Below are 24644 nucleotides of genomic sequence, written 5' to 3' on the forward strand. Positions count from 1 at the left end.
CCAGCGCACGTGGGGAGGGCACATGGATGTGCCCGGTTTTGAGGAGCGAGGAGGGCCGGAATTCAGCGGTGACAACGCATGCGGTTCATCAGCGTATGCGCGGTTCGCTGGATTCCGGCCTTTGCCGGAATCACGAACGAAAGAAGCAAAGCGCGTGAGGCCGACCTATGTTGTGGGCCTGCCTGTTGCTGCCTCAGCTGGCGCTGGATGGAGTCCTCCGTCACCGCACCGATGACACACCGTTGGTGTTGGTGGATGGGCCCATCAACGCGCGCACCATCGTGGCTGTCAATGCGCGCGCACGTGCAGCGGGGCTTTACATCGGCCAACGATTGACGGCTGCGCAGGCATTGCAGGCGCGATTCGATGCCATTCCCTACGACGCTGACGAGGTCGAGCGCTGGCAGCAGTTTCTCGCTGGCGTGGCGTATCGCTACAGCTCGCAAGTCGCGTTGTTGCCACACGCGATCGTGCTCGAAGTCAGCAAGAGCCAAAGCCTGTTCGGATCGTGGTCGGTGATGGAGCGCCGGTTGCGCAGCGATATCACCGCACTCGGTTTTCGTCATCGCGTAACGGCTGCACCGACGCCCCATGGCGCGTATGTATTGGCCGGTGTCGGCGATGGGCAAACGGCACTGAGTCAGGAAGGTATGCAACGTCTTCTGGATGATGTCCCGTTGAGCAAAAGCCGTTTGCCAACGCAGGCGATGGATACGTTGCCGAGTATGGGTGTGCGGCGGCTCGGACAACTGCTGCGCATGCCGCGCGATGGCCTGCAACGGCGTTTCGGCTTTACGTTATTGCAGGCCATGGATCGCTTGATGGGCGACGCACCTGCAGGGCTCGATCTCTACATCCCGTCTGATGGCATCGATTGGTATGTCGAGTTGTCGCACGAGGTCGAAAACATCGCTGCGCTGATTTTTCCGTTGCGGCGTATGACGGGTGATCTTGCTGCGTATCTGTCCGGCCGCGATGGCGGTGTGCAGCGATTCCTTTTGCGATTGGAACATCGCGATCGCGTAGTCACGGATGTGCCTGTAGGTATGCTTTCACCCGAACGCAGCGCCGATGTACTGTTCGACGCCGCACGTGGCCGCCTTGAGCAAGTGCAATTGCCCGCGCCGGTACTTGCATTGCGATTGATCGCCGAGGATCTGCCCAGTTTCGTTCCTGCTGGCCGAGATCTGTTCGACGAACGTCCCGCCAATGCGTTGCCTTTCGAGCAACTGCGCGAACGTTTGCGTGCCCGGTTGGGCGATAGCGCGGTGCATCAGTGGGGCACCACCATCGATCCACGCCCGGAACACTCACAACATGCTGCCGCCGAAGACGAAGGTCCGCTTGAGCCGCGTCCGCGTCCCACATGGTTACTGGAACGGCCCATCCCATGGCGGGGCGCGTTGCACATTGTTTCCGGTCCTGAGCGATTGGAAACCGGCTGGTGGGATGGTGGCGATACGCGCCGCGACTACTACATCGTCGAAACCGACATGGGTCAGCGCGCGTGGGCGTTCTGCGCGCCGGGCGAGCAATCGGGCTGGATGCTGCACGGATGGTTCGCATGACGGACTACGCCGAACTGCATTGCCTTTCCGACTTCTCGTTTCAACGCGGTGCTTCCAGCGCGCGCGAATTGTTCGAGCGCGCATCGGAATGCGGTTATGCCGCCTTGGCGATTACAGATGAGTGCTCGCTGGCCGGTATCGTGCGCGCCTGGGAGGCTTCTCGCGATACGGAAATACCGCTAATCGTCGGTACGGAAATCCAGCTTGCCGATGGCCCCAAGTTGGTACTGCTTGCAGAAAACAAACAAGGCTATGTCTCGCTGTGCCGCCTGATTACGCAAGGGCGCAGGGCTTCCGAAAAAGGCGACTATCGCCTGACCAGGGCCGACATGGCCGAAGGTGCCCCGGGAACGTTGGCGCTATGGATTCCCGAACGCGAACCTGATCGCGAGCATGGCGCATGGGTGAAACATCTTTTCGATGATCGTGCATGGCTGGCGGTGGAGCTGCATCGCGATGTCGACGACGATGCACGCCTGGCTGAACTCGAGGCATTGGGTGAATCATTGCAGTTGCCACGCGTTGCAAGTGGCGACGTGCATATGCATATCCGTCGATGCCTGCCGTTGCAGCATACGATGACGGCGATTCGTCATCATACGACCATAGCCAAAGCCGGTGCCGTGTTGTTCCGAAATGGAGAGCGGCATCTGCGCCGGCGTTCGATACTGGAAAAGATTTATCCGAAAGCGTTGTTGGATGAAAGCGTGCGCATTGCAAAACGATGCACGTTTTCGTTGAAAGATGACTTGCACTATCAATATCCGAAAGAACTGGTTCCTGAAGGCTACACAGCCATACAGTGGCTGCGTCATCTTGTGGCCGAAGGTGCCGCATGGCGTTGGCCCCATGGTGTGCCAGGTGAGTTTCAATCAAAGATCGAGCACGAACTGTGGTTGATCGAGAAGAAACGTTATGAGGCGTTCTTCCTTACGGTGCATGACATCGTGCGTTATGCCCGTAGCGAGAAAATTCTCTGCCAAGGGCGCGGTTCGGCCGCCAATTCCATCGTGTGCTTTGCATTGGGCGTAACGGATGCCGACCCCAAGAGAGTCGATTTGCTGGTAGAGCGATTCATTTCCATCGAGCGTGACGAACCGCCCGATATCGATGTCGACTTCGAGCATGAGCGTCGCGAGGAAGTCATCCAATACGTCTACAAAAAATACGGGCGTGAGCGCGCGGCGATTGCAGCGACAGTTATCAGCTATCGCACCAAAAGCGCGGTGCGCGACGTAGCCAAAGCGCTTGGCTTGCCAGAGGACCAAATAGAAAAGCTCAGCCGAAGCTTTTTCCGTCTTGGCGACGCTTCTTTGGACCGGCGTCTGCGTGAGCAAGGCTTCGACCCCGATGCGCCTGTCATGCGCAGGCTTCTTGCGTTGACGGCACAATTGCTCCACAAACCGCGTCACCTGAGCCAGCACGTGGGTGGCTTCGTCATCCACGATGCGCCGCTGTATGAACTGGTGCCGGTGGAAAACGCAACGATGCCCAACCGAACCATCATCCAGTGGGACAAAGATGACCTGGACACCATGGGTTTGCTCAAGGTCGATTGCCTGGCACTGGGCATGCTGACGTGCTTGCGCAAATGCTTCGATATCGTTCATCGGCATCGCGACAAGGTATTGAGCATTGCAACGATTGAGCACGACGACAAGAAAACCTATGAAATGATCCAGCGCGCCGACACGATCGGTGTATTTCAGATCGAGAGCCGCGCGCAGATGTCGATGCTGCCTCGGCTAAAGCCTGCCGGTTACTACGATCTGGTCGTCCAGATCGCTATCGTGCGTCCCGGGCCGATTCAGGGCGGCATGGTTCATCCCTATCTGCGCCGGCGCAAGGGTGAGGAGCCGATCGACTATCCGTCAGAGGCGCTGAAACCAGTGCTCGAACGCACGATGGGCGTTCCGCTGTTTCAGGAGCAGGTGATGAAGCTGGCGATGGTGGCGGCCGGCTATACAGCGGGGCAGGCAGATCAATTGCGTCGTTCGATGGCAGCGTGGCGGCGTCATGGCGATATGGAAGTGCACCGCGAACGTATCACCCGCGGCATGCTGGATAGAGGTTACACGCAGGCGTTTGCCGAGCAGATCTTCGAGCAGATCAAAGGTTTCGGTAGTTATGGATTTCCGGAAAGTCATGCGGCCAGCTTCGCCAATCTCGCCTATGTCAGCAGCTGGCTGAAGTGCCATGAACCTGCCGCTTTCGGGTGTGCATTGCTCAATGCGCAACCGATGGGATTCTATGGGCCCAGTCAGATCGTGCAGGACATGCAGCGTGGTGGCATTAGCGTATTGCCCGTAGATGTGCGCTACAGCGATTGGGATTGCACGCTGGAAAGCGATTCGCGCAGTCATGGTGGTTTGGCATTACGACTCGGTATGCGGCAGTTACGTGGCTGTCGCGAGGATGTGGCCTCGCGTATTTCAACGGCGCGAAAGCAACAGGCTTTTGGCGATATCGTCGACCTGTGCACGCGCGCGCAACTGGATCGGCGTCATCAGGATCTGTTGGCCGATGCGGGCGCTTTGCGCGGTCTGGCCGGACATCGTCATCGCGCGCTGTGGTTATCGGCTGGTGTGGAATCGCAGTTGCCGTTGTTTGGACGCGAAAGCCCGCGCGAGAGCGATATCGTGCTGCCGCTGCCGACCGTGGCGGAAAACATGGTGGCCGACTATGCATACAGCGGGCTGAGTCTCGGGCCGCATCCGCTCAAGCTTTTACGTCAGCGATTGCGTGCTGCACGGTTTATCGATTCGCGCAGCCTGCACGCGCAACCGCACGAAACGCAGGTGCGAACCGTGGGTCTTGTGACGCAGCGCCAACAACCCCAGACAGCCAGTGGCGTCACTTTCATCACCATCGAAGACGAGTTCGGCTACGTGAATGTGGTGGTGTGGAATCACGTTGCGCAAAGCCAGCGTCGTCCGTACCTGGAGGCGCGGCTGCTTGCCATCGAAGGTCGCTGGGAAGCTGTGGATGGTGTCAGTCACCTCATTGCGCGGCGCTTGCACGATATGAGCGGCATGCTCGGTGAGCTGGATGCCCGCTCGCGCGATTTTCATTGAGGGTGTCGGCAGCCATGCAATCGTTACTTTTTGATCGAGGCGTGCAAAGGATTGCCGATGAAACCACTGGGCCGATCACGTATCAGCCTGAGGCGATCTCGCGCGAACTGGCCGAAAAATGGTTCAGCACAATTGGTGCTCAAGCCGATTGGCATTCGGGTATGCGCATGATGTACGAGCGCATGGTGGGTGTGCCGCGTCTGCACGGTCATTACGCGATAGAGGATCCCGCGATACCGCCTGTGCTACTTGCTGCGCTGGATGTCGTGAAACAGCACGTCGATGCGCCATTCAACAGCATCGGTTTGAATCTTTATCGCGATGAACACGATAGCGTGGCGCCGCATAACGACACGCTGCATGAATTGGTCGCGCATCAACCCATCGTGTTGTTGTCGTTAGGCGCTACGCGCACGATGACGATACGCCGTAAGGAGCCGCCGCATTTGAAAACGGAGCTGGAGCTTGAGGCGGGTAGTTTGTTGTTGATGGGCTGGAATGCGCAGCTGCATTACGACCATGGGATTCCGAAGTTGCGGTATCCCGTGGGGCCGAGAATCAGTGTGGCCTTTCGTGTGCGGCCGGACGTTCAAAGCGATACATGGGGTACGCGATGACTCTCATTTCGTCATTCCAGCCTTCGCTGGAATGACGGAAATATGTAGGGCGCCATGTAAATCGTGCGCCCATATCCATATGATCGATCACTTCGCAGCGCGCGCCCTTAGTGCAGCCACAGCAGGCAATTCCCTGCCTTCCAGGAATTCCAGGAACGCGCCACCGCCCGTGGAAATGTAGGAGACACGATCGGCAATACCGTACTTGTCGACTGCAGCCAGCGTGTCGCCACCGCCTGCAATAGAGAACGCCTTCGAATCGGCAATTGCATGGGCGAGCACTTCCGTGCCTTTGCCGAAGGCATCGAATTCGAACACGCCGACCGGCCCATTCCACACGACGGTGCCGGCCTTTGCGATCAGCTCGGCATAACGCTTGGCCGTTTCCGGGCCGATGTCCAGAATCATCTCGCCATCTTTCACCTGATCGACTGCCTTGACCGTGGCTGGCGCGTGCGCGGAGAACTCCGGCGCGACAACCACATCGACCGGCATCGGCACTTCCGCACCGCGACGCTTCGCATCGGCAAGCACTTTCTTGGCGGCCTGCAAAAGATCCGGTTCGTAAAGCGAATTGCCCACCGAGTGGCCGGCGGCCGCAATAAACGTGTTGGCGATACCGCCGCCCACGATCAGCTGATCGACCTTGCCGATCAGGTTTTCCAGCAGCATGAGCTTGGTGGAAACCTTCGAGCCTGCGACGATGGCCAGCAGCGGATGGGCAGGGTGCTCAAGCGCTTTGCCAAGGGCATCCAGTTCATTGCAAAGCAACGGGCCGGCGGCGGCAATCGGCGCGAACTTGATCACGCCATGCGTGGATGCCTGTGCACGGTGCGCGGTGCCGAAGGCATCCATCACAAACACATCGCACAGTGCAGCGTATTTCTTCGAGAGCGCTTCGTCGTCTTTGCCTTCGCCGACATTCATGCGGCAGTTTTCGAGCACGACGACTTCACCGTCCGCGACATCGACGCCGTTGAGATAGTCCGCGATCAGGCGCACGGGCTGGCCGAGATGTTCGCTGAGCCAGGTGGCCACCGGCGCGAGCGAATCCTCTGCATCGAACTGGCCTTCCTTGGGGCGGCCCAGGTGCGACATCACCATCACCTTTGCGCCGGCATCGCGTGCGGCCTTGATGGTGGGCAATGAGGCATCCAGACGCTGGGTCGACGTAATGTGGCCGTTCTCGATCGGCACGTTCAAGTCTTCGCGGATCAGCACGCGCTTGCCGCGCAGGTCGAGGTCGCTCATGCGGGTGACGGTCACGTGATAACTCCTGGCATAGCTGAGGAAGTCGGCCGGAGGGCCGGAACCGCTTATTTTCCCGCTCGCACCGCGATGATGCAAACGGGCGGGGTTTACACTGTCTCCATCGACCTTCCATGGAGCGGTCCAAATGGCGTCCGACCTCGTCCTTTACAGCTATTGGCGTTCGAGCGCGGCGTTCCGCGTGCGCATTGCGCTGAATCTAAAGGGATTACGTTACGAAACGCGGGCAGTGCATCTGGTACGCGAAGGAGGCGAGCAGCACAGTGCGGCGTACATGGCAATCAACCCGCAGGAGCTGGTACCGACGCTGGTGGATGGAAACGTTGTGCTGCCGCAGTCGATGGCGATCATCGAATACCTCGACGAAAAGCACCCGCAGCCGCCACTTCTTCCTGCCGATGCGGCGGGGCGAGCGCGTGTACGCGCACTATCGCAGGTAGTCGGTTGCGATATTCATCCCATCGGGAACCTGCGTGTGCTGCAGCAAATTGGCAGCCAGTTTGGCGCTGACGATGCGCAGAAAGCCGAATGGATGCGCCATTGGGTATCCACCGGATTGCACGCGCTAGAGACCATGCTTGCCAGCAGCAAGGACACCGGCCATTTCTGTCACGGCAATACGCCAACCATGGCCGATGCGTGTCTGGTGCCGCAGGTGTACAACGCGCGGCGCTGGAAAGTGCCGTTGGGGGATTACCCGACGATTCTGCGCATCGATGCGGTGTGTGCTGGGCTCGATGCGTTCCACGATGCTGCGCCGGAGCGGCAACCGGACGCACAGCCTGCTCACGCCTGATTTGCACCGCCACTCCGTCATTCCGGCCTGCGCCGGAATGACGAGCAAGTAACGTTGAGGAGGGCTTAACGTGACGCTTCGATTAAAGCGTCACGTCAGGCGAGAACCATCAAATGCGGAAAGATCAGAATCCCAATCCGTACGGATCGTTGCCCGCCAGCTCAGCGTTCTCGGTGTTGTTCCCACCACCTTCCGAAAGACGAATCTTGAGCGCCAAACCATCGCGCGAGTCGGCTTTGGACAGCGCCTCTTCCAGTTCGATCCGGCCGGACCTGTACAGCCGGTACAACGACTGATCGAACGTCTGCATGCCTTCCTGCAGACTGCGATCCATGGCTTCTTTCACTTCATGGATCTGACCGCGGCGAATCATGTCGCGAATGAACGGCGTGTTGAGCAACACTTCCACCGCCGGCAGGCGGCGACCGTCCTTGCCGGTGACAAGACGCTGGCTGATCACCGCGCGCAGGTTCAGTGCGAGGTTCATCAGCACGTTCTTGTGCGCCGATTCGGGGAAAAAGTTGAGAATGCGTTCCAGCGTCTGGTCAGCGTTATTCGAGTGCAACGTTGCCAGACACAAGTGACCGGTTTCGGAGAATGCAATCGCCGCTTCCATCGTGTCGGTGTCGCGAATTTCGCCGATCATGATGACGTCCGGCGCTTCACGCATCGCGTTGCGCAGGGCTTCGTGATACGTGTGCGTGTCCAGACCCACTTCGCGCTGATTGACGATCGATTTCTTGTGGCGGTGCAGGTATTCGATCGGATCTTCAATGGTCAGAATGTGGCCCGGCGTATTCGTGTTGCGGTGATCGAGCATCGCCGCAAGCGTGGTCGACTTACCCGAACCTGTCGCGCCGACCACCAGAATCAGGCCGCGCGGTTCCATGATCAGATCGCGGAAAATCGTCGGCAGCTGCAGCTGTTCGACGCTGGGAATCTCGCTCTTGATCGCGCGGATTACCATGCCCACTTCGCCGCGCTGCTTGAAAACGTTGATACGGAAACGGCCGGCTTCTTTCACCGCCAGCGCCATGTTCAATTCCAGGTCGCGCTCGAACTGCGGTACCTGGCCCTCATCCATGAGCGAATAGGCGATCTTTTTCACCATACCGCTGGGTAGCCCGGTGTTGCCGAGCGGGTACAACTTGCCCTCGACCTTGATGTTCACCGGGGCGCCTGTCGTCAGAAACATGTCCGACGCGCCCTTATCCACCATCAATTTGAGGAAGTAACCGATATCCACCGTAAAGACCCCAAGTTTTTACACATTGCATTCAAGGATTGTGCCCGCTCACAATACGCTGTGATCCTCGGAGAGGAATGAGTGATGGTCCACACATTTTCCCCGTTACAGAAGCGCGACACGCGTTTCGCAGCGGTGATACCAGTTCTAACGCTGACTTTAGCCCTAATTTTAAGCGGTTGCGCGAGCGTTCCTCCGCCCGATAGTGCTATGACACAGGCACAATCGCAGATTCAGGCTGCGCGCGATGCAGGTGCTCAAGACTACGATCCGGTGGATTTCGGGTTTGCGCAGGATAAGTTCCAGCAAGCCCAAGTAGCGATGTCCAACGGTAAATATGCCCAGGCCGCAGATCTTGCCGATGAGTCGCGCGCCGATGCCACATTGGCTCGCACCAAGGCGTTGCTAGGCCAGGCGCGTGGTCAAATTCAGTCAAAAACGGACGCAAACCGTCAGTTGCGTGCGCAGAATGATGAGGCGCAGTCCGAGAACGATCAGCATTACCAACAGCAGAAGGCTCAGTTAGCTGCCCAGATGGCCGCCATGCAGCAGGCTGACAATGGGCAGGACAACGGTCAGGACAATGGCAACGGCCAGGACAGCGGCGGTAATCCGGCCTCGTCCTCGACCACCCCGGCACCGGCGACCAGCAGCGCCCCGCTTCCACAGCAGGCCCCGATGCAGCAGGACATGCCGGCACCCTCCTCATCGGTGCTCAACGGCGCGCCTGCACAACCGCAGCAGCAACCACAACCCGGGCAGGGCTTCCAGCCCACGCCTGATTCTGGCCAGCAAAATCAGGGAGGCCAGCCATGAATAAGCGCATCACTTCGATCATCGCCGTGATGGTGCTGGGCCTTCTCGCCAGCACCGTCGCCCAGGCGCGCAAGGACGATCTGGATGTCGCCCGCTTGAACGACAGCCTCAACCAGCTGGGGTCCGATCCGTCGCTGGGTAGTTATGCGCAGGCCGATCAGGCGCTGGCTCGCGAAGCCGTCAATCAGCTGTCGCAGGCCAGTTCGCACGACCGTCCGCATGCGTTGTATATCGCGGAGCGTCGTGTGGATCAGGCCAAGGCCGAGGCGCAGCTGCAGTTGTCGCAGCGGCAGCTCAATCAGCTCGATCAGGAAAACGCGCAACTACAGCTCGATCGCAGCCGCATCGACGCCAATACCGCGCAACAGCAGCTGGATATCCAGCGCATGCAGTTCCAGATGGCGCAGATGGAAACCGCGCGTCTGCAGGCGCAAGGTCAGGCCGCTGCCGATCAGGCTGCTCAAGCCCGCGCCGAAGCCGATCAGGCACGCAAGCTCGCGGCCGCGCAGAGCAAGGTGGCCCAGGCGGCCCGTCGCCAGGCCGATCTGGCCGCCAAGGCTGCCAAGGCGCTGCGTTCGCAGATGCAGGACAACAGCCAGCCGTCCGGCGGTTCCAACAGCGGTAACTGAGTCGTTCCGGCGCGGTCGTTCTGCGCCGGTTTTACGGGTTTTTGATTAAAAATCCAGGGCTCATGCGGCCTCCCGAGGGGCGCTTGCGCCCCCTTTCGGCCGGGAGTAGGGTCGAAGTTACCGCGGACATTGAGCCTCCGCGGTTTACCGACCCGAAATCATGCGCAAACCCACCATTTTCCCCTCACCCGTGTCCTTTCTGAAGGATGTGGGGTGTGGTCATGCGCGTGTTTCGATTTTGTTCCCGGCTGTAGCAATTGCTTGCCCGCAGTCTTATCGCGAGGAGGTTGGATCATGTTTGAAAACCAGCAGCGTGACGATGTCGAAGCCTTGATGAAAGCCGACGCGGAGTTTCGTCGGCTATACCAGTACCACAGGGAACTCGACAGCAAGGTGCACGATGCCGAAATCGGCGTTCTACCCATAGACGATTTCACCCTTAGCGGCATGAAGAAAGAAAAGCTGTATGCCAAGGAACGACTGCAACGCATGTGGGACAGCCGCCAGCACCCCGTCAACTGACCCAGCGTTTTCACATGACACGCGGCCTCGGAGCCTTCCCATCGGGAAGTGCTGCCGGGGCCGACTCATATCGGAATCCTCGTTTTCAAAAGGAATGGACATGCCATTGATGACTCTGCGCTGTGCCACCGTTGCAGTTCTTCTCATCGCGTCTGTTCCCGCCGTTTTTGCACAACATCTCAGCCCCAACCAGGCGATTCCTTCGGCGGGCAGCATTGTGCAGACGAGAAACACGGCCTTGTTCAAGGACGTCCGTGCAGGTTCCCTGGACATCGTGCTGGAGAAAACCAGTTTGTTCGATGTGCAGCGCGCTTTCGGCGGCATGCTTCAGCACCAAGGCGATGCAGGCGAAGCAACGGAGTGGCTTTGCTACGCCGGCCCGAATGGGCGCGGAGAACCGACACTGTTCTGGTTTTCATCGGGCGAAATGGGCGGGGCGGAAGAGAGCATTCTCAGCGTTGCGCAACAACCCAATCCGGGTGGAAAGTTGCCGGACGGCTGCGCAAACGCGCCACGTGAATTGACCCAAATCGACTTCGGTGTTCCCGATGTTGGCGCAACAGTGGGCGATGTGACATCGCATGTCGGCGCGGCAAAACCCGATGCCGGCGGACACTTCCACTACGCAGCATCGTATCCATCGAGCCAATCGAAGGATTTCACTGTAACGCAAACACTCGTGTACACCACGAAGAAAAATGTCATAACAGGTGTAGCCATCACACAGGTCACCAGCGATTAGGGGGCGCCATGTCGGCGATCGGAACACGGAATGGCAGTGATGTCACATCGACAAAATGCGTGTGCTTTTTCTCTATTTTTTTTCCAATGCTGTTGACGGGCGCGATGAGCAGCGCATTCGCTCAAACCTATCAATACGGCGACTACCCGGTTACGCCGATCCGTTTTCCGGCAGGCAAAACCACGACCACGATCAACGACAGCGTCGAACGCGGCGCCAGTGCGACGTACACGTTCGTCGCCAAGGAGGGTCAGCACGCTGACATCCAACTGACAACCGAAGAAGACAACGCGTCGTTCATCTTCTACATGCCGGGCGCGACCGTTTCCAAGGACGAGGCGGGTTATGACGTTAGCGGCCCCACCTTGCCCAATGCGGGGCGGCATGGCCGCGCCACGCACTGGACGGGCCGACTACCTGTGAGCGGCAAATACACGCTGACCATTCAGCCCAGCCGTGGTGGCGCGACGTATCGCCTCTCGGTCACCATCCGGTAGTTGCGCATCGCTAACGCCGGGCCGACGCGCGGCTCGGTTATCATTCGGGGCCGGCACGAGACGAATCGTGCGTTCCACTATTGCCAGGTAATGGAGTTTTCATGACGGTCAACGCAAGCGTCCTCGATCTCATCGGGAACACCCCTATGGTGCGCGCCCAGCGCCTGGACACCGGGCCTTGCGAGCTGTTCCTGAAACTGGAAAGCGCCAATCCGGGCGGTTCGGTCAAGGATCGCATTGGCCTGTCGATGATCGAAGGCGCCGAAAAAGCCGGCAAGATCAAACCCGGCGCCACCTTGGTGGAAGGCACGGCAGGCAATACGGGGCTTGGTCTGGCGCTGGTCGCACAGCAGAAAGGGTATCGCCTGATTCTGGTCGTGCCGGACAAAATGAGCCGCGAGAAAATTTTCAATCTCAAGGCGATGGGCGCCGAAGTGGTACTCACGCGTTCGGATGTCGCCAAAGGCCACCCGGAGTACTACCAGGACATGGCCGAACGCATCGCGCGCGAAACGCCCGGTGCGTACTTCATCAACCAGTTTGGCAATCCGGACAACCCCAAAGCGCACATCGAAACCACGGGACCGGAAATCCTGAAACAGATGGACGGCAAGGTCGATGCCATCGTTGTCGGTTGTGGCTCGTCAGGCACCATGACCGGCTTGTCGAAGTTCTTCGCCGAGGCATCGCCGAATACGGAAATCGTGCTGGCCGATCCGGTCGGCTCCATCCTTGCGCAGTACATCAACGAAGGTGTGCTTTCCACCAAATCCAGCAGTTGGATGGTGGAAGGCATCGGCGAAGATTTTCTGCCGACGATCAGCGATTTCTCGCGCGTGAAAAAAGCCTACGCAATTACGGACAAGGAAAGCTTTCTCGCTGCGCGGGAATTACTGGCAAAAGAAGGCGTGTTGGGCGGTTCGTCCACCGGAACCTTGCTCGCCGCCGCGCTGAAATATTGCCGCGAACAGACAACACCCAGGCGCGTCGTTACGCTTGTTTGCGACACTGGCAACAAGTATCTGTCGAAGATGTACAACGACTACTGGATGCTTGATAACGGATTCATCGACCGCGAACAACACGGCGATTTGCGCGATCTGCTGCTGCGTCCGTTTTCGCAACGTGACACCGTTGTCGTCGGCTCCAACGAATTGCTGATGACGGCGTATACGCGCATGAAGCTTTACGATGTCTCACAGTTGCCTGTGATGGACGGTAGCCGCATCGTCGGCATCCTTGACGAGTCGGATGTGCTGATGCACGTACACTCTGATGAAGTGCGCTTTCGCGATTCCGTTGCCACCGCCATGATCAGCGATTTGCAGATGTTGGATGTACGCTCGCCCATCGAATCGCTGTTGCCGGTGTTTGAGCGCGGTCACGTAGCCATCGTTGTCGATGGACAGCAGTTCCTCGGCCTTATTACGCGTATCGATCTGTTGAACTATCTGCGTCGCAGGGTGCATTGATCGTTGCGAACCGTCCTCTGATGAGGGAGCGGTCGCATGAAAGACGTATTGAACCGACGCAGCGAAAGCCTGTCGAAACGGGAGGCCGGCACAGTCGCCGGCTACACTGAGGTCACCACCTCGTATTGCCTGTTCAAGGAATCGCGCTTATGTGTGGAATCGTCGCTGCTGCTGCTCAACGTGACGTCGCCCCGCTGCTGATCGTGGGCCTCAAGGCACTGGAATACCGGGGTTACGATTCGGCGGGATTGGCCGTACTGTCCGGCGGTGAAGTCCATCGCGTACGCGCGAAGGGCAAGGTGCGCGAGATGGAAGCGCTGTACCACGCCAATCCCTTTCCCGGCGGCACCGGCATCGCACACACACGCTGGGCAACGCACGGTGTGCCGAACGAAGCCAATGCGCATCCACACGTCGCAGGGCGTGTCGCACTCGTGCACAACGGCATCATAGAAAATTATGTGCCGCTGCGCGCTGAGTTGCAGAACAGCGGTCACGTTTTCACCTCGGAAACCGACACGGAAGTCATCGCCGCACTGGTTGACCACAACCTCTCCAAGGGCATGAATCTTCGCGACGCGGTGTTGGCGGCGGTACGCGGTCTGGAAGGTGCTTACGCGATAGCGGTGATCAGTCGCGATGAACCGGGTCGAGTCGTCGGCGCACGACGCGGCGCACCGCTATTGGTGGGTATTGGTATTGGTGAAAACTTCCTCGGGTCCGATGCGCAGGCGTTGATCCAGGTCACCAACAAGATCATCTATCTTGACGAAGACGATGTCGTGGAGATCACGCGCGACAGCTTGCAGATCTATACGCTTGACGGAAAGCCGGTCGAGCGCACCATGCACGAGAGCGAACTTTCTGCCGACGCGGTCGAGCGCGGGGAATACCGCCATTACATGCAGAAAGAAATCTTCGAGCAGCCGCGCGCCGTAGCGAATACGCTGGAAGCACGCATCGGGCCGCACGGCATTTTGCCGAATATCTTCGGTGCCGGCGGCGAAGAACTGTTGGCGAAAGTCAAAGGTATTCACATCATCGCGTGTGGCACGAGCTATCACGCCGGCTTAGTCGCCAAGTACTGGATGGAAGAGTACGCACGTTTGCCCGTCAGTGTTGAGGTCGCAAGCGAATACCGCTATCGCGAAGCCGTTGTGCCGGAGGGCACGCTCTTTATCGCCATTTCGCAATCGGGCGAAACGGCCGATACGCTCGCGGCGATGCGCGAATCGCGTCGACGCGGTTACGTCGGCACGCTCGCCATCTGCAACGTACCCGAATCGTCCGTAGTGCGCGAAGCCGATGTGAAGCTGATGACGCGAGCCGGTCCGGAAATTGGCGTTGCGTCGACCAAAGCCTTCACCACGCAGCTAACGGCGCTGGCGCTCCTGACGCTCCACCTCGCCAAGCAGCAAGGTCTGGACAGCAAGCGTTACACCGATCTGTGCGCCCAACTGCAGCATTTACCGCGCGCGATCGAAGATGCGCTGAAGCTCGAGCCTGAAATCGTGGAATTGGCGGGTCGCTTCATTCTCCGCCATCACGCCTTGTTCCTCGGCCGCGGCGCGCACTATCCGGTGGCTTTGGAAGGCTCGCTCAAGCTCAAGGAAATTTCATATATCCACGCCGAGGCGTACCCGGCCGGTGAGCTCAAGCATGGTCCGCTGGCATTGGTGGATGAAGACATGCCAGTCGTCGCAGTAGCGCCGAACGGTCCGCTGTTAGACAAGCTCAAGTCCAACCTGCAGGAAGTCCGTGCGCGCGGCGGCGAACTCATCGTTTTCGCCGATGCCGCAGCACCTATCGATGGCAATGCCACGCGCGGCAGTGTTCTGCGCATCGATGCAGGCGGCGAGTTCATCGCGCCTGCCGTGTTTACTGTGCCTTTGCAGCTACTCGCCTATCACGTTGCCGTATTGCGCGGCACAGATGTCGATCAGCCGCGCAACCTGGCGAAATCGGTGACGGTGGAGTAATTCGCGCGAGCTTACTCGCGTACCGCCAGCGCCCGATTCACGCGCAACGCGATCAACGTGCACGCAACGCCGGAGAGCAAGTAGACCGTGACGGCCGCCAAGCCGAAACGCGTTGACAGGCCGAGTGCAACAAGCGGTGCGAATGCCGCCCCGATCAGCCACGCGAAGTCGGAGGTGAGTGCTGCGCCGGTATAGCGTAAGCGCGTTTCAAAGTTCGATGTCACGCTACCCGCTGCCTGGCCGTACGACAGGCCAAGCAGAAAGAATCCAACGATAATGAACGTGTCTTGCGCGATTTTGCTGCCGCCGAGCAGCCACGGTGCGAAAATGCTGAAGACGCCGATCAATGCGGCGCATGTTCCCAGCGTCGTGCGCCGGCCGATGCGGTCGGCGATGACGCCCGAGCTGATGATGCCAAGGATACCCACCAGGGCGCCGACGATTTCGACGATCAGCACGGAGTTCACCGATTGCGTCGTGCCCAACACAATCCACGATAGCGGGAAAATCGTGACCAGGTGGAAGAGTGCGTAACTGGCCAACGCCGCGAATGCACCGATGAATATGTTGTAACCCTGTGCGCGCAGCATGCTGATGATGCCGATCGGTTCCAGATCGCGTTCTTCCATCGCGTGCGTGTATTCCTCGGTTACGACCAGGCGCAAGCGCGCAAACAACGCCACGACGTTGATGGCGAAGGCGACGAAGAACGGATAACGCCAACCCCAGTCGATAAAGTCATCCTGGGAAAGACTGACGTGCAGGAACAGGAACAGCGCGCCTGCAATCAGGAAGCCGATGGGGGCGCTCAACTGACCGAGCATGGCATACCAGCCGCGCCGCTGCGGCGGTGTGTTGAGTGCAAGTAGCGATGGCAGGCCATCCCACGAGCCACCTAATGCAATGCCTTGCAGCAATCGGAAAAATGTCAGCAATGCGATAGCCCAGTTGCCGATCACCGTATAGCTTGGCAAAAACGCCATGCCCGCGGTGGCGCTTCCAAGCAGGAACAAAGCAATCGTGAGCTTGGTGCCGCGGCTCCAGCGCCGCTGTAACGTCATGAAGATGGTCGTGCCGATCGGACGCGCGACAAACGCAAGCGAGAAGATCACGAACGACCAGAGAATGCCATTGAGCAGGCTTTCAAACGGAAAAAAGACCGAAGGAAAAACCAACACGCAGGCGATGCCGAATACAAAGAAGTCGAAGTATTCGGACGTGCGTCCGATCACGACACCAATGGCGATTTCGCCTGGCGCGACTTTCGCGTGAACCTGCAGACGGCCGATATCGGCGGGCGAACTGCCTGATGGATCGCCATGTTCCTGAAACGTACTTGACATCGTCGTTACTCGGATATGGGGAGGATTGGCACCTACAGCATGGCACCGTCTTAGCGCCAAGGCTAGGGATGGTTGTTGAATTTCTTGCGGAGTGTACGAGACCGAGAGGGTTCGTCGCTGTCATCCCCAATGGGGTGGTGACGTGGCCGGGCGCGGTCAGTAGTCTTTCTAACATCACATTGTCACCACGTTTCAATTCGGTAGTCTGGTTTGCACGATTCCCGGGCATTTGCCGCGCAGCGTTTGTACAAACTTGTGCAGAATTGAACAAAACGTTCATACCATTTGCTTGTGACCCGCCTATCGGCGTACCTTTTCAGCGCAGTACCCCTTTCCCTTTTAATTTAGTCGCCGGTTATGTCCATGAAGGCTCTCCGAAGACTGCTGTTGCCTTTCGTTGCCCTGCTATCGGGGTGCCATAGCGTACTCATGTCGCCATCGGGCGATCTGGCGGTACAGCAGCGCGACCTCATCATCGATGCCTTGATTCTCATGCTGCTGATCGTGGTGCCGGTGATCATCATGGCGCTGGCGTTCGCATGGCATTACCGCTCGTCGAACAAGAAGGCCGAATACGAGCCCGACTGGGATCACTCCACGATGCTGGAGCTGCTGATCTGGTCGGCACCGCTGCTCATCATCATTGCGCTCGGTGCGCTGACTTGGGTCAGCGCGCATAAGCTCGATCCCTTCCGGCCGCTGGACCGCATCGCCGAGGGCAAACCCGTGCCCGCGAACGTGAAGCCCCTTACCGTCGATGTGGTCGCACTCGACTGGAAGTGGCTGTTTATCTACCCCGAACAAGGCATCGCCACGGTGAATGAGGTGGCGGCACCGGTCGATCGGCCCATCCAATTCAAGATAACTGCTACGTCAGTGATGAACTCGTTCTTTATCCCGGCGCTGGCGGGTCAGATCTACGCCATGCCCGGCATGGAGACCCAACTGCAGGCCGTCATCAACAAGCCGGGCGACTACGAGGGCTTCTCCGCCAACTTCAGTGGCGATGGTTTCTCGCATATGCGCTTTACCTTCCACGGCATGAGCGACAGCGACTTCGCGCAGTGGGTGCAGCAGGCGAAATCGAACGGCAGTGCGCTGAGTCGTGAAGCTTATGTGAAGCTCGAGGCGCCAAGCGAAAACGCTCCAGTGAGTTACTACGCCTCCGTCGCGCCGGGTCTGTATCAGGACATCCTCACGCACTGCGTGCACAACGACGAGACGTGTACGCGAAACATGAAGCCATCATCGGAAAGCGGTGCGATGAATGCCCGCAAAGACTCGGATGGTATGGCCGATATGACCGCTTCTCACCCCTAATTGCGAATACGGAACGGTGCTCATGATGTCTAACCATCCCGATCTCGCCAAACTGATCTTCGGTCGATTGACGATCGATCAGCTGCCGCTCAATGAGCCGATTGTGGTGGGAACGTTTGCGGTGGTGGCGCTGGGGGCGATTGCGCTGCTCGGCGCGATCACGTATTTCCGTCTGTGGGGTTATCTCTGGCACGAATGGTTTACCAGCATCGATCACAAGAAAATCGGTGTGATGTACATCGTGCTGGGCCTGGTGATGCTGCTGCGTGGCTTCTCCGACGCAGTGATGATGCGTGCACAGCAGGCGATAGCCTTCGGTCACAACGTTGGGTATCTACCGCCGGATCATTACGACCAGATTTTCACTGCGCACGGCGTGATCATGATTTTCTTTGTCGCTATGCCGCTGGTGACGGGCGTGATGAATTTCGTGATGCCTCTGCAGATCGGTGCGCGCGACGTTGCGTTTCCGTTCCTCAATAACTTCAGTTTCTGGATGACGGTCTCCGGCGCCGTGCTGGTGATGATCTCGCTGTTCGTCGGCGAATTTGCGCGTACGGGCTGGCTGGCGTATCCGCCGCTCTCCGATATCGTTTCAAGCCCGGACGCTGGTGTGGATTACTTCATCTGGTCGTTGCAGATCGCGGGTGTGGGAACATTGTTATCGGGCGTGAATCTGCTCACGACCATCATCAAAATGCGCGCACCGGGCATGACGTTGATGCGCATGCCGATCTTCACGTGGACCGCGATGTGCACGAACATCCTGATCGTGGCGGCGTTCCCGGTGCTCACCGCGGTGCTGGCGATGCTCGCGCTCGATCGCTACGCGGGCACGAATTTCTTCGACACGATTCTTGGCGGCAACGCCATGATGTACGTGAATCTGATCTGGATCTGGGGGCACCCCGAGGTGTACATCCTGATCCTTCCGGCGTTCGGCATTTTCTCTGAAGTCACCGCGACCTTCTGCCACAAGCGTTTGTTCGGTTACGCATCGATGGTGTACGCCACCGTGGTGATCACGGTGCTCGCGTATCTGGTCTGGTTGCATCACTTCTTTACAATGGGATCGGGGGCAAGCGTCAATTCGTTCTTCGGCATCACAACGATGATCATTTCGATTCCGACGGGCGCGAAGATCTTCAACTGGTTGTTCACGATGTATCGCGGGCGCATCGAATTCGAGGTGCCGATGCTGTGGACGGTGGGATTCATTGTCACCTTCGCCATTGGCGGCATGACCGGTGTGTTACTTGCCGTGCCGCCTGCAGACTTCTCGCTGCATAACAGCCTTTTCCTCGTCGCGCACTTCCACAACGTCATCATCGGCGGCGTGCTGTTTGGCTTGTTCGCGGGCATTAATTACTGGTTTCCGAAAGCCTTCGGTTTCCGCCTGGATCCGTTCTGGGGCAAATGTTCGTTCTGGTTCTGGCTGATCGGTTTCTACTTTGCCTTCATGCCGCTGTACGTGCTGGGCCTGATGGGTGTCACGCGCAGACTCAGTCACTTCGACGATCCGTCGTTGCAGATCTGGTTTGAGATCGCGGCGTTTGGCGCGTTTCTGATCCTTCTCGGCATCTTCAGCATGTTGATCCAGTTCGCCGTTAGCTTCATGCGTCGTGAGCAGTTGCGCGATGTCACGGGCGATCCTTGGGGCGGGCGTACGCTGGAGTGGTCCACGTCTTCGCCGCCACCGAAATACAACTTCGCCTTCACACCGCAGATTCATGACAATGACGCGTGGTGGCAGATGAAGCAGCATCACTATCAGCGGCCGCTGCAAGGCTTCACGCCTATCCACATGCCCAAGAACACCGGCGCCGGGATCATTCTCGCAGGCCTCGCGACGGTGTTTGGTTTCGCGATGATCTGGTACATGTGGCCATTGGCGATCATTTCGTTTGTCGCGTTGTTGGCGACGGGCATCGGGCACACGTTCAACTATCACCGCGATTACTACATTCCAGCCGAGGAAGTAGCACGCGTCGAAGCATCACGCACGGAGCTTCTGGCCAGCCATGTCTGATACATCGACCACCATGACTGCAGGTAACGGCGCGTCGCAGGCGCTGAGTTTCCACGCGACCACTGAGTATCACGCGCCCAACGGCACGCTGCTCGGGTTCTGGATCTACCTGATGAGCGACTGCCTCATCTTTGCCTGCCTGTTTGCCACGTTCGGCGTGCTGGGGCGCGAATATGCCGGGGGGCCGACGGCAGCCCAGGTGCTGGAGTTACCGATAGTCGCGATCAATACCGCGTTGCTGCTGTTCTCCTCGATCACCTACGGTTTCGCCGTACTGGAGATGAGGGCGAATCGGCAAGGCTTGATGATGATGTGGCTTGCCATCACCGGTCTGCTCGGTGCCGGCTTTATCGGGCTGGAGCTGACGGAGTTTGCGCACCTCATCTCGATCGGTGCCGGTCCACAACGCAGCGCCTTCCTTTCCTCGTTCTTTACCCTGGTGGGCACGCACGGCTTGCACGTGACGTGCGGTCTGATCTGGCTGGTGACGCTGATGGTGCAGGTGGGCAAGAAAGGCCTTATTCCCGCGAACAAACGCCGATTGATGTGCCTTTCCATGTTCTGGCACTTCCTGGATCTGATCTGGGTGGGCGTTTTCAGCTTTGTCTATCTGATGGGAGTGTTGCCATGAGTGCGCACATCGACTCGCCGCACGACCATCATGACGAACACGACCCCGAACACGATGGCGTGGAAGCGATTCATGTCACGCTGAAAGGCTACATGACGGGTTTTGGGCTGGCGGCGATTCTCACCTTCATTCCGTTCTTTCTGGTGATGAGCGGTGCGTTTGCAAAATCGGGCCCGGCCGATGCACTGATCCTCCTGCTCGCAGGCATTCAGATCGTGGTGCACATGATCTACTTCCTGCATATGAGCACGAAGTCCGAGGGCGGTTGGAATATGCTGGCGTTCGTGTTCACGGTGGTGCTGGTGGTCATCACGTTGAGCGGTTCGATCTGGATCATGTATCACCTCAACGACAACATGATGCCCTGGACCATGCAGAACGCACGAAACGAGCCGTGACGGAAAGCATCAAGGCGCATTGAAATCGCCGGCAGGGACATCGCATGCAGCTCATGCGATCATCGCCGTATGCCACAACAAACTGCTCCCGTCGAAGACGCCGTGCGCGGCCCGCGTGGTCCGCTTGGGTTGACTCTGCTTGCCGTGTTCGGCGTAGCGCTTTTCACTGTTTTTATTTTGCTTGGCAATTGGCAGGTCAGACGACTAGCGTGGAAGCGCGACCTGATCGCCCACGTGAACGAGCGCGTACATGCGCCACCCGTTGCTGCGCCCGGTCCGAATCAATGGGCGAGCGTGAATGCCGAAGACGACGAATACAAACGCGTTAGCCTCTCAGGCGCACTGCTGAACGATCGTCAGACGCTGGTGTGGGCGGCCACCGATGAAGGCAGCGGTTTCTGGGTCGTCACGCCGCTGCGCATGGCCGATGGCTCTATCGTTTTGATCAATCGTGGCTTCGCCCCGGCCGATTGGTGCGGCCGCGATGGACATTGCGCAGCGGGGCCAAACGGTGAGGTGACGATTACCGGTTTGCTGCGCATGAGCGAGCCGTCTGCGTTCATGCGTCACAACGACCCGGCGAAAAACAGCTGGTACACGCGCGATGTGCCCACCATTGCCGCAGCGCGCGGATTGAAAGATGTTGCACCGTATTTCGTCGACGCCGACGCGACGTCGCATGATGCGGACCATCCATCATGGCCCGAAGGGGGCCTGACGGTCATCAACTTCCCGAACAACCATCTTAGCTATCTGATCACTTGGTACCTGCTGGCGCTGATGGTGCTGGCGGGAAGCTTCTACGTGGGTTACGGCGAATACCGGCTTCGCCACCCCAAAACCCCGTAATTTCAGGGTTTTTCGCGCGTTTCAAAATCGGCGGCCTGAAACGTCTTAGGAGGACTGCAACGGTTTCCTGAGACGATGGCCTTGAACGAGCAAAACCAACTACCTGCCGGTGTTCTGGGTGTCGGCATCGAAGCGTTTCTTCCCCCTGGCGTTTCCGCGCCAGAATGGCGCAACGGTAGTCAGACAAAGCTTATCGTCGAGGAATATTGTGCCGCCATGGCGTCTGCCACGGATCGGGCGCATTCGGGCACGTTCGTGAACCTGCTGCACTCGATGCGCCATCGCAAGGACTGGAGCGGTGCCTGGTACAAGCGTGCGGTGACAGGCTTGAAGTATGTCGTGCGCATGGCGTGCATGCCGTTTCGTCACGCACGGTTTCTTGCCTTTATCCAGACAAACGCGTCGATGCGCGCTTACCGTCGCCGCGATCCGCGTTTGCTGGAGCGTCACATGCACCGCTACGTGAACGTGCATTGGCATCGCCGCGAGCGCATCGACAGCATCACACGGCACTATCGTTTCACCTTGGCGCAGTTTCCGCGCGAGTTGTTCGAGGCGATTTATGCCAAAGGCCACGCAAGTTTAGGAATGTTGGTCGCCAAGGACGGCTCCTTATTGGGTTTATGCCTGCGGCCGCCGATCTTCAAGGGCTGCGAGGGCGAACTTTGTCTGCAGCTCGACGACGTTCATGGTCATCCGCTCTATCGGATCGTGTTCTCGATCGTGGGCGAGCGGCCGCGTATCGTCATTGGATGCTTGCAGGGCCCTAGTGGCGAGCATGCAAAAGACGTTGTGCGCACACTGACGCGTAATCTGCACGGTATGCGTCCGAAGCAGTTGATGCTGTCGTTGGTGTATGCCCTGGCGCGTCATTACGGCATCAAGGAGATCGACGCGATCAGCAACGATGCACATCCTCTGCGTCGCGCCGGCCGCCCGCTCCGTGCCGATTACGATGCGTTCTGGGAAGAACAGCATGGACGCGTGATGTACGGTGGCTGGTATGCGCTGCCGCGCTCCATGCCGCACAAATCGGAGGCCGAGGTGCCCAGTAACCATCGTTCCGCTTTCCGCCGCCGCGAGGCGCTTCGTCTACAGGCCGAAAACCTGGTGACGCAGGCCCTGCGGCAACCCGTGCCAAGGGCCATCACCCGGCTCAAGGAGCAGCCTGCGGCAAACCAATCGCTACATAACTTCCTTCCGGAATCATCTTGGGTAAGCTGAGTGCCTTGGCCTTCGAAGGTATGACTACCGTGACGTTGTCGGAGCACGTGGAAGAGATCGAAAAACTGTTCCGCGAGCACAACCGTGCGCTGATCGCGTTCCTGCAGTGTCGGTTGAATTCGCATTCCGACGCGCAGGAAGTCGCTCAGGACGCGTACCTGCGCATGCTTACGCTGGAAAATCGCGAGGACGTGGAATCGTTGCGCAGTTATCTGTTTAGGATTGCGGGCAACCTCGCCATCGATCGTTTGCGCAAACGAAAAGTCCGCGGTGATTTTGTGGCAGTGCAATCGCAAGACGAACCAATGGGCGAGGAGTCACCGGTTCACCATGCGATAGCGGTGGAGCAGGTGGCCGGTCTTCGCAAGGCATTGAGTGAGTTGCCGCCCAAGACGAGTCAGGCATTCGTATTGCACGTTATCGAGGGGCGCGATTTTGGATCTATCGCGCAGACCATGAATCTGAGTGAGCGCATGGTGCGCTATCACGTCACCAACGCTTTGGCGCATTGCCGCGCGCTGGTCGACGAACAGGAGACGCCGTAATGGCCAAGAGCAAGCAAGACCCTATCTTGCATGCCGCCGCCGATTGGTGGGTGCGGCTACGTGCACCCGATGCCGAAGGCGAAACGATCGAACAGTGGCTTGCATGGACAGGCGAAGACCAGCGCCATTTGGAGGCATTCGAGCGTGTAAACCAGCTCGCCAGCCAGTTCGGTTCGCTAGATAGCGTGACGCGTCAGGGCTTGATCAAAGCATTTGGCCGTACGGTTATGCCTCAGCGTCGATGGATGCCACTTGCTGCGGCGGCCTCGTTTGTCGCCGTCATGCTGGGTGGTGCGTACATCACATGGGTCTGGTTCAACCACGTCAATATCGAGGTCTATCACAGCGCAATAGCGCAAAACCGCGACATTACCTTGCCGGATGGCACGCAAGTCGCCTTGGGCGCGGCATCGACCATGACGACACACTTCAGCCGCGGTCAGCGTCAGATTGATTTGACCAGCGGTGAAGCCTTCTTCACCGTGGTGCACGACAATAGCCGTCCATTTGTCGTAGGCGCCGGTGACATCTCCGTTCGCGATATTGGAACGGCCTTCGACGTACGCCGCACAGGCGATCGCGTGACGATCGCTGTTACGCAGGGACGTGTGCAGGTTTCCAATATCAGCGAGAAGCCCGGCGCAAGTCAGGGCGGTACGCTGGAAGTGACGGCAGGCCAGCTGGTGTCCTACGACCCGAACACGTCGGCGATGAGCATGGGCAGCATGACCGCTGAACAGGCAACCGGCTGGCAAGACCATCGGCTGGAATTTGTCGACGAACCATTGAGCGTGGTCATCGCGAACTTGAACCGCTACAGCCCGCAGCCCGTGCATATCGCCGATACGGATCTGGATAAGCTCACCTACACCGGCCTGATTCGTACGGACGCCATCGACAGCTGGCTCGATGCGCTGCCAAAACTGTATCCGTTGCGAGTCGATACGCATGGAAATCAAGTCATTCTGTCCGACGAGCAACCCGCTACGCATCGTTGATATGCCATAGAGATATGCGGCATCTCGCCGCGCGTGAAAACTTACGCGCGGCATGTCAGACTCAAGACATCGTCAAAGAT

General features: G+C 58.6%; 23 protein-coding genes. 20 read left to right on the top strand and 3 right to left on the bottom strand.

Going from position 1 to position 24644, the window contains the following annotated elements:
• The first annotated feature begins 167 nt into the window (after positions 1-167).
• Genes VK725_RS07845 through VK725_RS07855 form a run of 3 tightly spaced genes read left to right on the top strand, consistent with a single transcriptional unit; the run spans position 168 to position 5259 of the window.
• Positions 168-1568 carry a DNA polymerase Y family protein gene (locus VK725_RS07845; protein WP_325317503.1) on the top strand — a complete coding sequence of 467 codons (1401 nt, stop codon included), beginning with the start codon at positions 168-170 and terminating at the stop codon, positions 1566-1568.
• On the top strand, positions 1565-4642 hold the full coding sequence (locus VK725_RS07850) for an error-prone DNA polymerase (protein ID WP_325317504.1): 3078 nt from the start codon (positions 1565-1567) through the stop codon (positions 4640-4642). The genes VK725_RS07845 and VK725_RS07850 overlap by 4 nt, the downstream gene beginning before the upstream one ends.
• Before the next feature lie 14 nt (positions 4643-4656).
• Positions 4657-5259 (top strand): alpha-ketoglutarate-dependent dioxygenase AlkB, encoded by a 603-nt coding sequence (locus VK725_RS07855; protein WP_325317505.1) that lies wholly within the window; start codon positions 4657-4659, stop codon positions 5257-5259.
• Between the two features lie 87 nt (positions 5260-5346).
• Here the strand turns inward: VK725_RS07855 and VK725_RS07860 are convergent, their stop codons facing one another.
• Complete coding sequence (locus VK725_RS07860; protein WP_325317506.1) at positions 5347-6525, bottom strand: phosphoglycerate kinase; 1179 nt, start codon at positions 6523-6525, stop codon at positions 5347-5349.
• A gap of 130 nt (positions 6526-6655) precedes the next feature.
• On the opposite strand from VK725_RS07860, the gene maiA reads away from it, so the two are divergent.
• On the top strand, positions 6656-7324 hold the full coding sequence (gene maiA, locus VK725_RS07865; RefSeq protein WP_325317507.1) for a maleylacetoacetate isomerase: 669 nt from the start codon (positions 6656-6658) through the stop codon (positions 7322-7324).
• Between the two features lie 124 nt (positions 7325-7448).
• Here the strand turns inward: maiA and VK725_RS07870 are convergent, their stop codons facing one another.
• Positions 7449-8570 carry a PilT/PilU family type 4a pilus ATPase gene (locus VK725_RS07870; RefSeq protein WP_325317508.1) on the bottom strand — a complete coding sequence of 374 codons (1122 nt, stop codon included), beginning with the start codon at positions 8568-8570 and terminating at the stop codon, positions 7449-7451.
• Between the two features lie 210 nt (positions 8571-8780).
• Between VK725_RS07870 and VK725_RS07875 the strand changes: the two genes are divergently transcribed.
• The 8 genes from VK725_RS07875 (at position 8781) to glmS (ending at position 15227) form a co-directional block, all read left to right on the top strand.
• Complete coding sequence (locus VK725_RS07875) at positions 8781-9386, top strand: DUF4398 domain-containing protein (protein WP_325317509.1); 606 nt, start codon at positions 8781-8783, stop codon at positions 9384-9386.
• Positions 9383-10015, top strand: a complete 633-nt coding sequence (locus VK725_RS07880) for a hypothetical protein (protein ID WP_325317510.1) — start codon at positions 9383-9385, stop codon at positions 10013-10015. The genes VK725_RS07875 and VK725_RS07880 overlap by 4 nt, the downstream gene beginning before the upstream one ends.
• A 294-nt stretch (positions 10016-10309) precedes the next feature.
• Positions 10310-10537, top strand: a complete 228-nt coding sequence (locus VK725_RS07885; protein WP_325317511.1) for a YdcH family protein — start codon at positions 10310-10312, stop codon at positions 10535-10537.
• A 100-nt stretch (positions 10538-10637) separates the two neighbouring features.
• On the top strand, positions 10638-11279 hold the full coding sequence (locus tag VK725_RS07890) for a hypothetical protein (protein ID WP_325317512.1): 642 nt from the start codon (positions 10638-10640) through the stop codon (positions 11277-11279).
• A gap of 104 nt (positions 11280-11383) precedes the next feature.
• A complete protein-coding gene (locus tag VK725_RS07895; protein ID WP_325317513.1) occupies positions 11384-11776 on the top strand; it encodes a hypothetical protein in 393 nt (130 codons plus the stop codon).
• A gap of 101 nt (positions 11777-11877) precedes the next feature.
• Positions 11878-13248, top strand: a complete 1371-nt coding sequence (locus VK725_RS07900; protein ID WP_325317514.1) for a pyridoxal-phosphate dependent enzyme — start codon at positions 11878-11880, stop codon at positions 13246-13248.
• 36 nt (positions 13249-13284) lie between these two features.
• Positions 13285-13449, top strand: coding sequence for a hypothetical protein (locus VK725_RS07905; protein ID WP_325317515.1), 165 nt, complete (start codon positions 13285-13287; stop codon positions 13447-13449).
• A complete protein-coding gene (glmS, locus tag VK725_RS07910; RefSeq protein WP_325317516.1) occupies positions 13398-15227 on the top strand; it encodes a glutamine--fructose-6-phosphate transaminase (isomerizing) in 1830 nt (609 codons plus the stop codon). The genes VK725_RS07905 and glmS overlap by 52 nt, the downstream gene beginning before the upstream one ends.
• A gap of 11 nt (positions 15228-15238) precedes the next feature.
• Here the strand turns inward: glmS and VK725_RS07915 are convergent, their stop codons facing one another.
• Entirely contained in the window at positions 15239-16570 is a 1332-nt protein-coding gene (locus VK725_RS07915) for an MFS transporter (RefSeq protein WP_325317517.1), read from the bottom strand.
• Between the two features lie 363 nt (positions 16571-16933).
• Between VK725_RS07915 and cyoA the strand changes: the two genes are divergently transcribed.
• From cyoA to VK725_RS07955, 8 genes are all read left to right on the top strand, one after another.
• Positions 16934-17890, top strand: a complete 957-nt coding sequence (gene cyoA, locus VK725_RS07920) for a ubiquinol oxidase subunit II (protein WP_325317518.1) — start codon at positions 16934-16936, stop codon at positions 17888-17890.
• 55 nt (positions 17891-17945) lie between these two features.
• Positions 17946-19919 (top strand): cytochrome o ubiquinol oxidase subunit I, encoded by a 1974-nt coding sequence (cyoB, locus tag VK725_RS07925; RefSeq protein WP_325317538.1) that lies wholly within the window; start codon positions 17946-17948, stop codon positions 19917-19919.
• A gap of 13 nt (positions 19920-19932) precedes the next feature.
• A complete protein-coding gene (gene cyoC / locus VK725_RS07930; protein WP_325317539.1) occupies positions 19933-20550 on the top strand; it encodes a cytochrome o ubiquinol oxidase subunit III in 618 nt (205 codons plus the stop codon).
• Positions 20547-20948: a cytochrome o ubiquinol oxidase subunit IV gene (gene cyoD, locus VK725_RS07935; RefSeq protein WP_325317519.1), complete on the top strand. Its 402-nt coding sequence runs from the start codon at positions 20547-20549 to the stop codon at positions 20946-20948. The genes cyoC and cyoD overlap by 4 nt, the downstream gene beginning before the upstream one ends.
• Before the next feature lie 69 nt (positions 20949-21017).
• Positions 21018-21797, top strand: coding sequence for an SURF1 family protein (locus VK725_RS07940; protein ID WP_325317520.1), 780 nt, complete (start codon positions 21018-21020; stop codon positions 21795-21797).
• 81 nt (positions 21798-21878) lie between these two features.
• A complete protein-coding gene (locus tag VK725_RS07945; RefSeq protein WP_325317521.1) occupies positions 21879-23021 on the top strand; it encodes a VirK/YbjX family protein in 1143 nt (380 codons plus the stop codon).
• On the top strand, positions 23009-23566 hold the full coding sequence (locus VK725_RS07950) for a sigma-70 family RNA polymerase sigma factor (RefSeq protein WP_325317522.1): 558 nt from the start codon (positions 23009-23011) through the stop codon (positions 23564-23566). Before VK725_RS07945 ends, VK725_RS07950 begins: the two co-directional genes overlap by 13 nt.
• Positions 23566-24564, top strand: a complete 999-nt coding sequence (locus tag VK725_RS07955) for a FecR family protein (protein ID WP_325317523.1) — start codon at positions 23566-23568, stop codon at positions 24562-24564. Before VK725_RS07950 ends, VK725_RS07955 begins: the two co-directional genes overlap by 1 nt.
• Positions 24565-24644: the final 80 nt, after the last annotated feature.

Origin of the sequence: Dyella sp., from assembly GCF_035486915.1 — a bacterium.
Classification (GTDB): Bacteria; Pseudomonadota; Gammaproteobacteria; order Xanthomonadales; family Rhodanobacteraceae; genus Dyella_B.

Coding starts and splice junctions, on each gene's coding strand:
- VK725_RS07880 (WP_325317510.1), top strand. CDS start 9,383: ATGAATAAGCGCATCACTTCGATCATCGCCGTGATGGTGCTGGGCCTT.
- cyoC (WP_325317539.1), top strand. CDS start 19,933: ATGACTGCAGGTAACGGCGCGTCGCAGGCGCTGAGTTTCCACGCGACC.
- glmS (WP_325317516.1), top strand. CDS start 13,398: ATGTGTGGAATCGTCGCTGCTGCTGCTCAACGTGACGTCGCCCCGCTG.
- VK725_RS07875 (WP_325317509.1), top strand. CDS start 8,781: ATGACACAGGCACAATCGCAGATTCAGGCTGCGCGCGATGCAGGTGCT.
- VK725_RS07900 (WP_325317514.1), top strand. CDS start 11,878: ATGACGGTCAACGCAAGCGTCCTCGATCTCATCGGGAACACCCCTATG.
- VK725_RS07855 (WP_325317505.1), top strand. CDS start 4,657: ATGCAATCGTTACTTTTTGATCGAGGCGTGCAAAGGATTGCCGATGAA.
- VK725_RS07955 (WP_325317523.1), top strand. CDS start 23,566: ATGGCCAAGAGCAAGCAAGACCCTATCTTGCATGCCGCCGCCGATTGG.
- VK725_RS07850 (WP_325317504.1), top strand. CDS start 1,565: ATGACGGACTACGCCGAACTGCATTGCCTTTCCGACTTCTCGTTTCAA.
- maiA (WP_325317507.1), top strand. CDS start 6,656: ATGGCGTCCGACCTCGTCCTTTACAGCTATTGGCGTTCGAGCGCGGCG.
- cyoD (WP_325317519.1), top strand. CDS start 20,547: ATGAGTGCGCACATCGACTCGCCGCACGACCATCATGACGAACACGAC.
- VK725_RS07845 (WP_325317503.1), top strand. CDS start 168: ATGTTGTGGGCCTGCCTGTTGCTGCCTCAGCTGGCGCTGGATGGAGTC.
- VK725_RS07895 (WP_325317513.1), top strand. CDS start 11,384: ATGAGCAGCGCATTCGCTCAAACCTATCAATACGGCGACTACCCGGTT.
- VK725_RS07940 (WP_325317520.1), top strand. CDS start 21,018: ATGCCACAACAAACTGCTCCCGTCGAAGACGCCGTGCGCGGCCCGCGT.
- VK725_RS07915 (WP_325317517.1), bottom strand. CDS start 16,570: ATGTCAAGTACGTTTCAGGAACATGGCGATCCATCAGGCAGTTCGCCC.
- cyoA (WP_325317518.1), top strand. CDS start 16,934: ATGAAGGCTCTCCGAAGACTGCTGTTGCCTTTCGTTGCCCTGCTATCG.
- VK725_RS07885 (WP_325317511.1), top strand. CDS start 10,310: ATGTTTGAAAACCAGCAGCGTGACGATGTCGAAGCCTTGATGAAAGCC.
- VK725_RS07890 (WP_325317512.1), top strand. CDS start 10,638: ATGCCATTGATGACTCTGCGCTGTGCCACCGTTGCAGTTCTTCTCATC.
- VK725_RS07905 (WP_325317515.1), top strand. CDS start 13,285: ATGAAAGACGTATTGAACCGACGCAGCGAAAGCCTGTCGAAACGGGAG.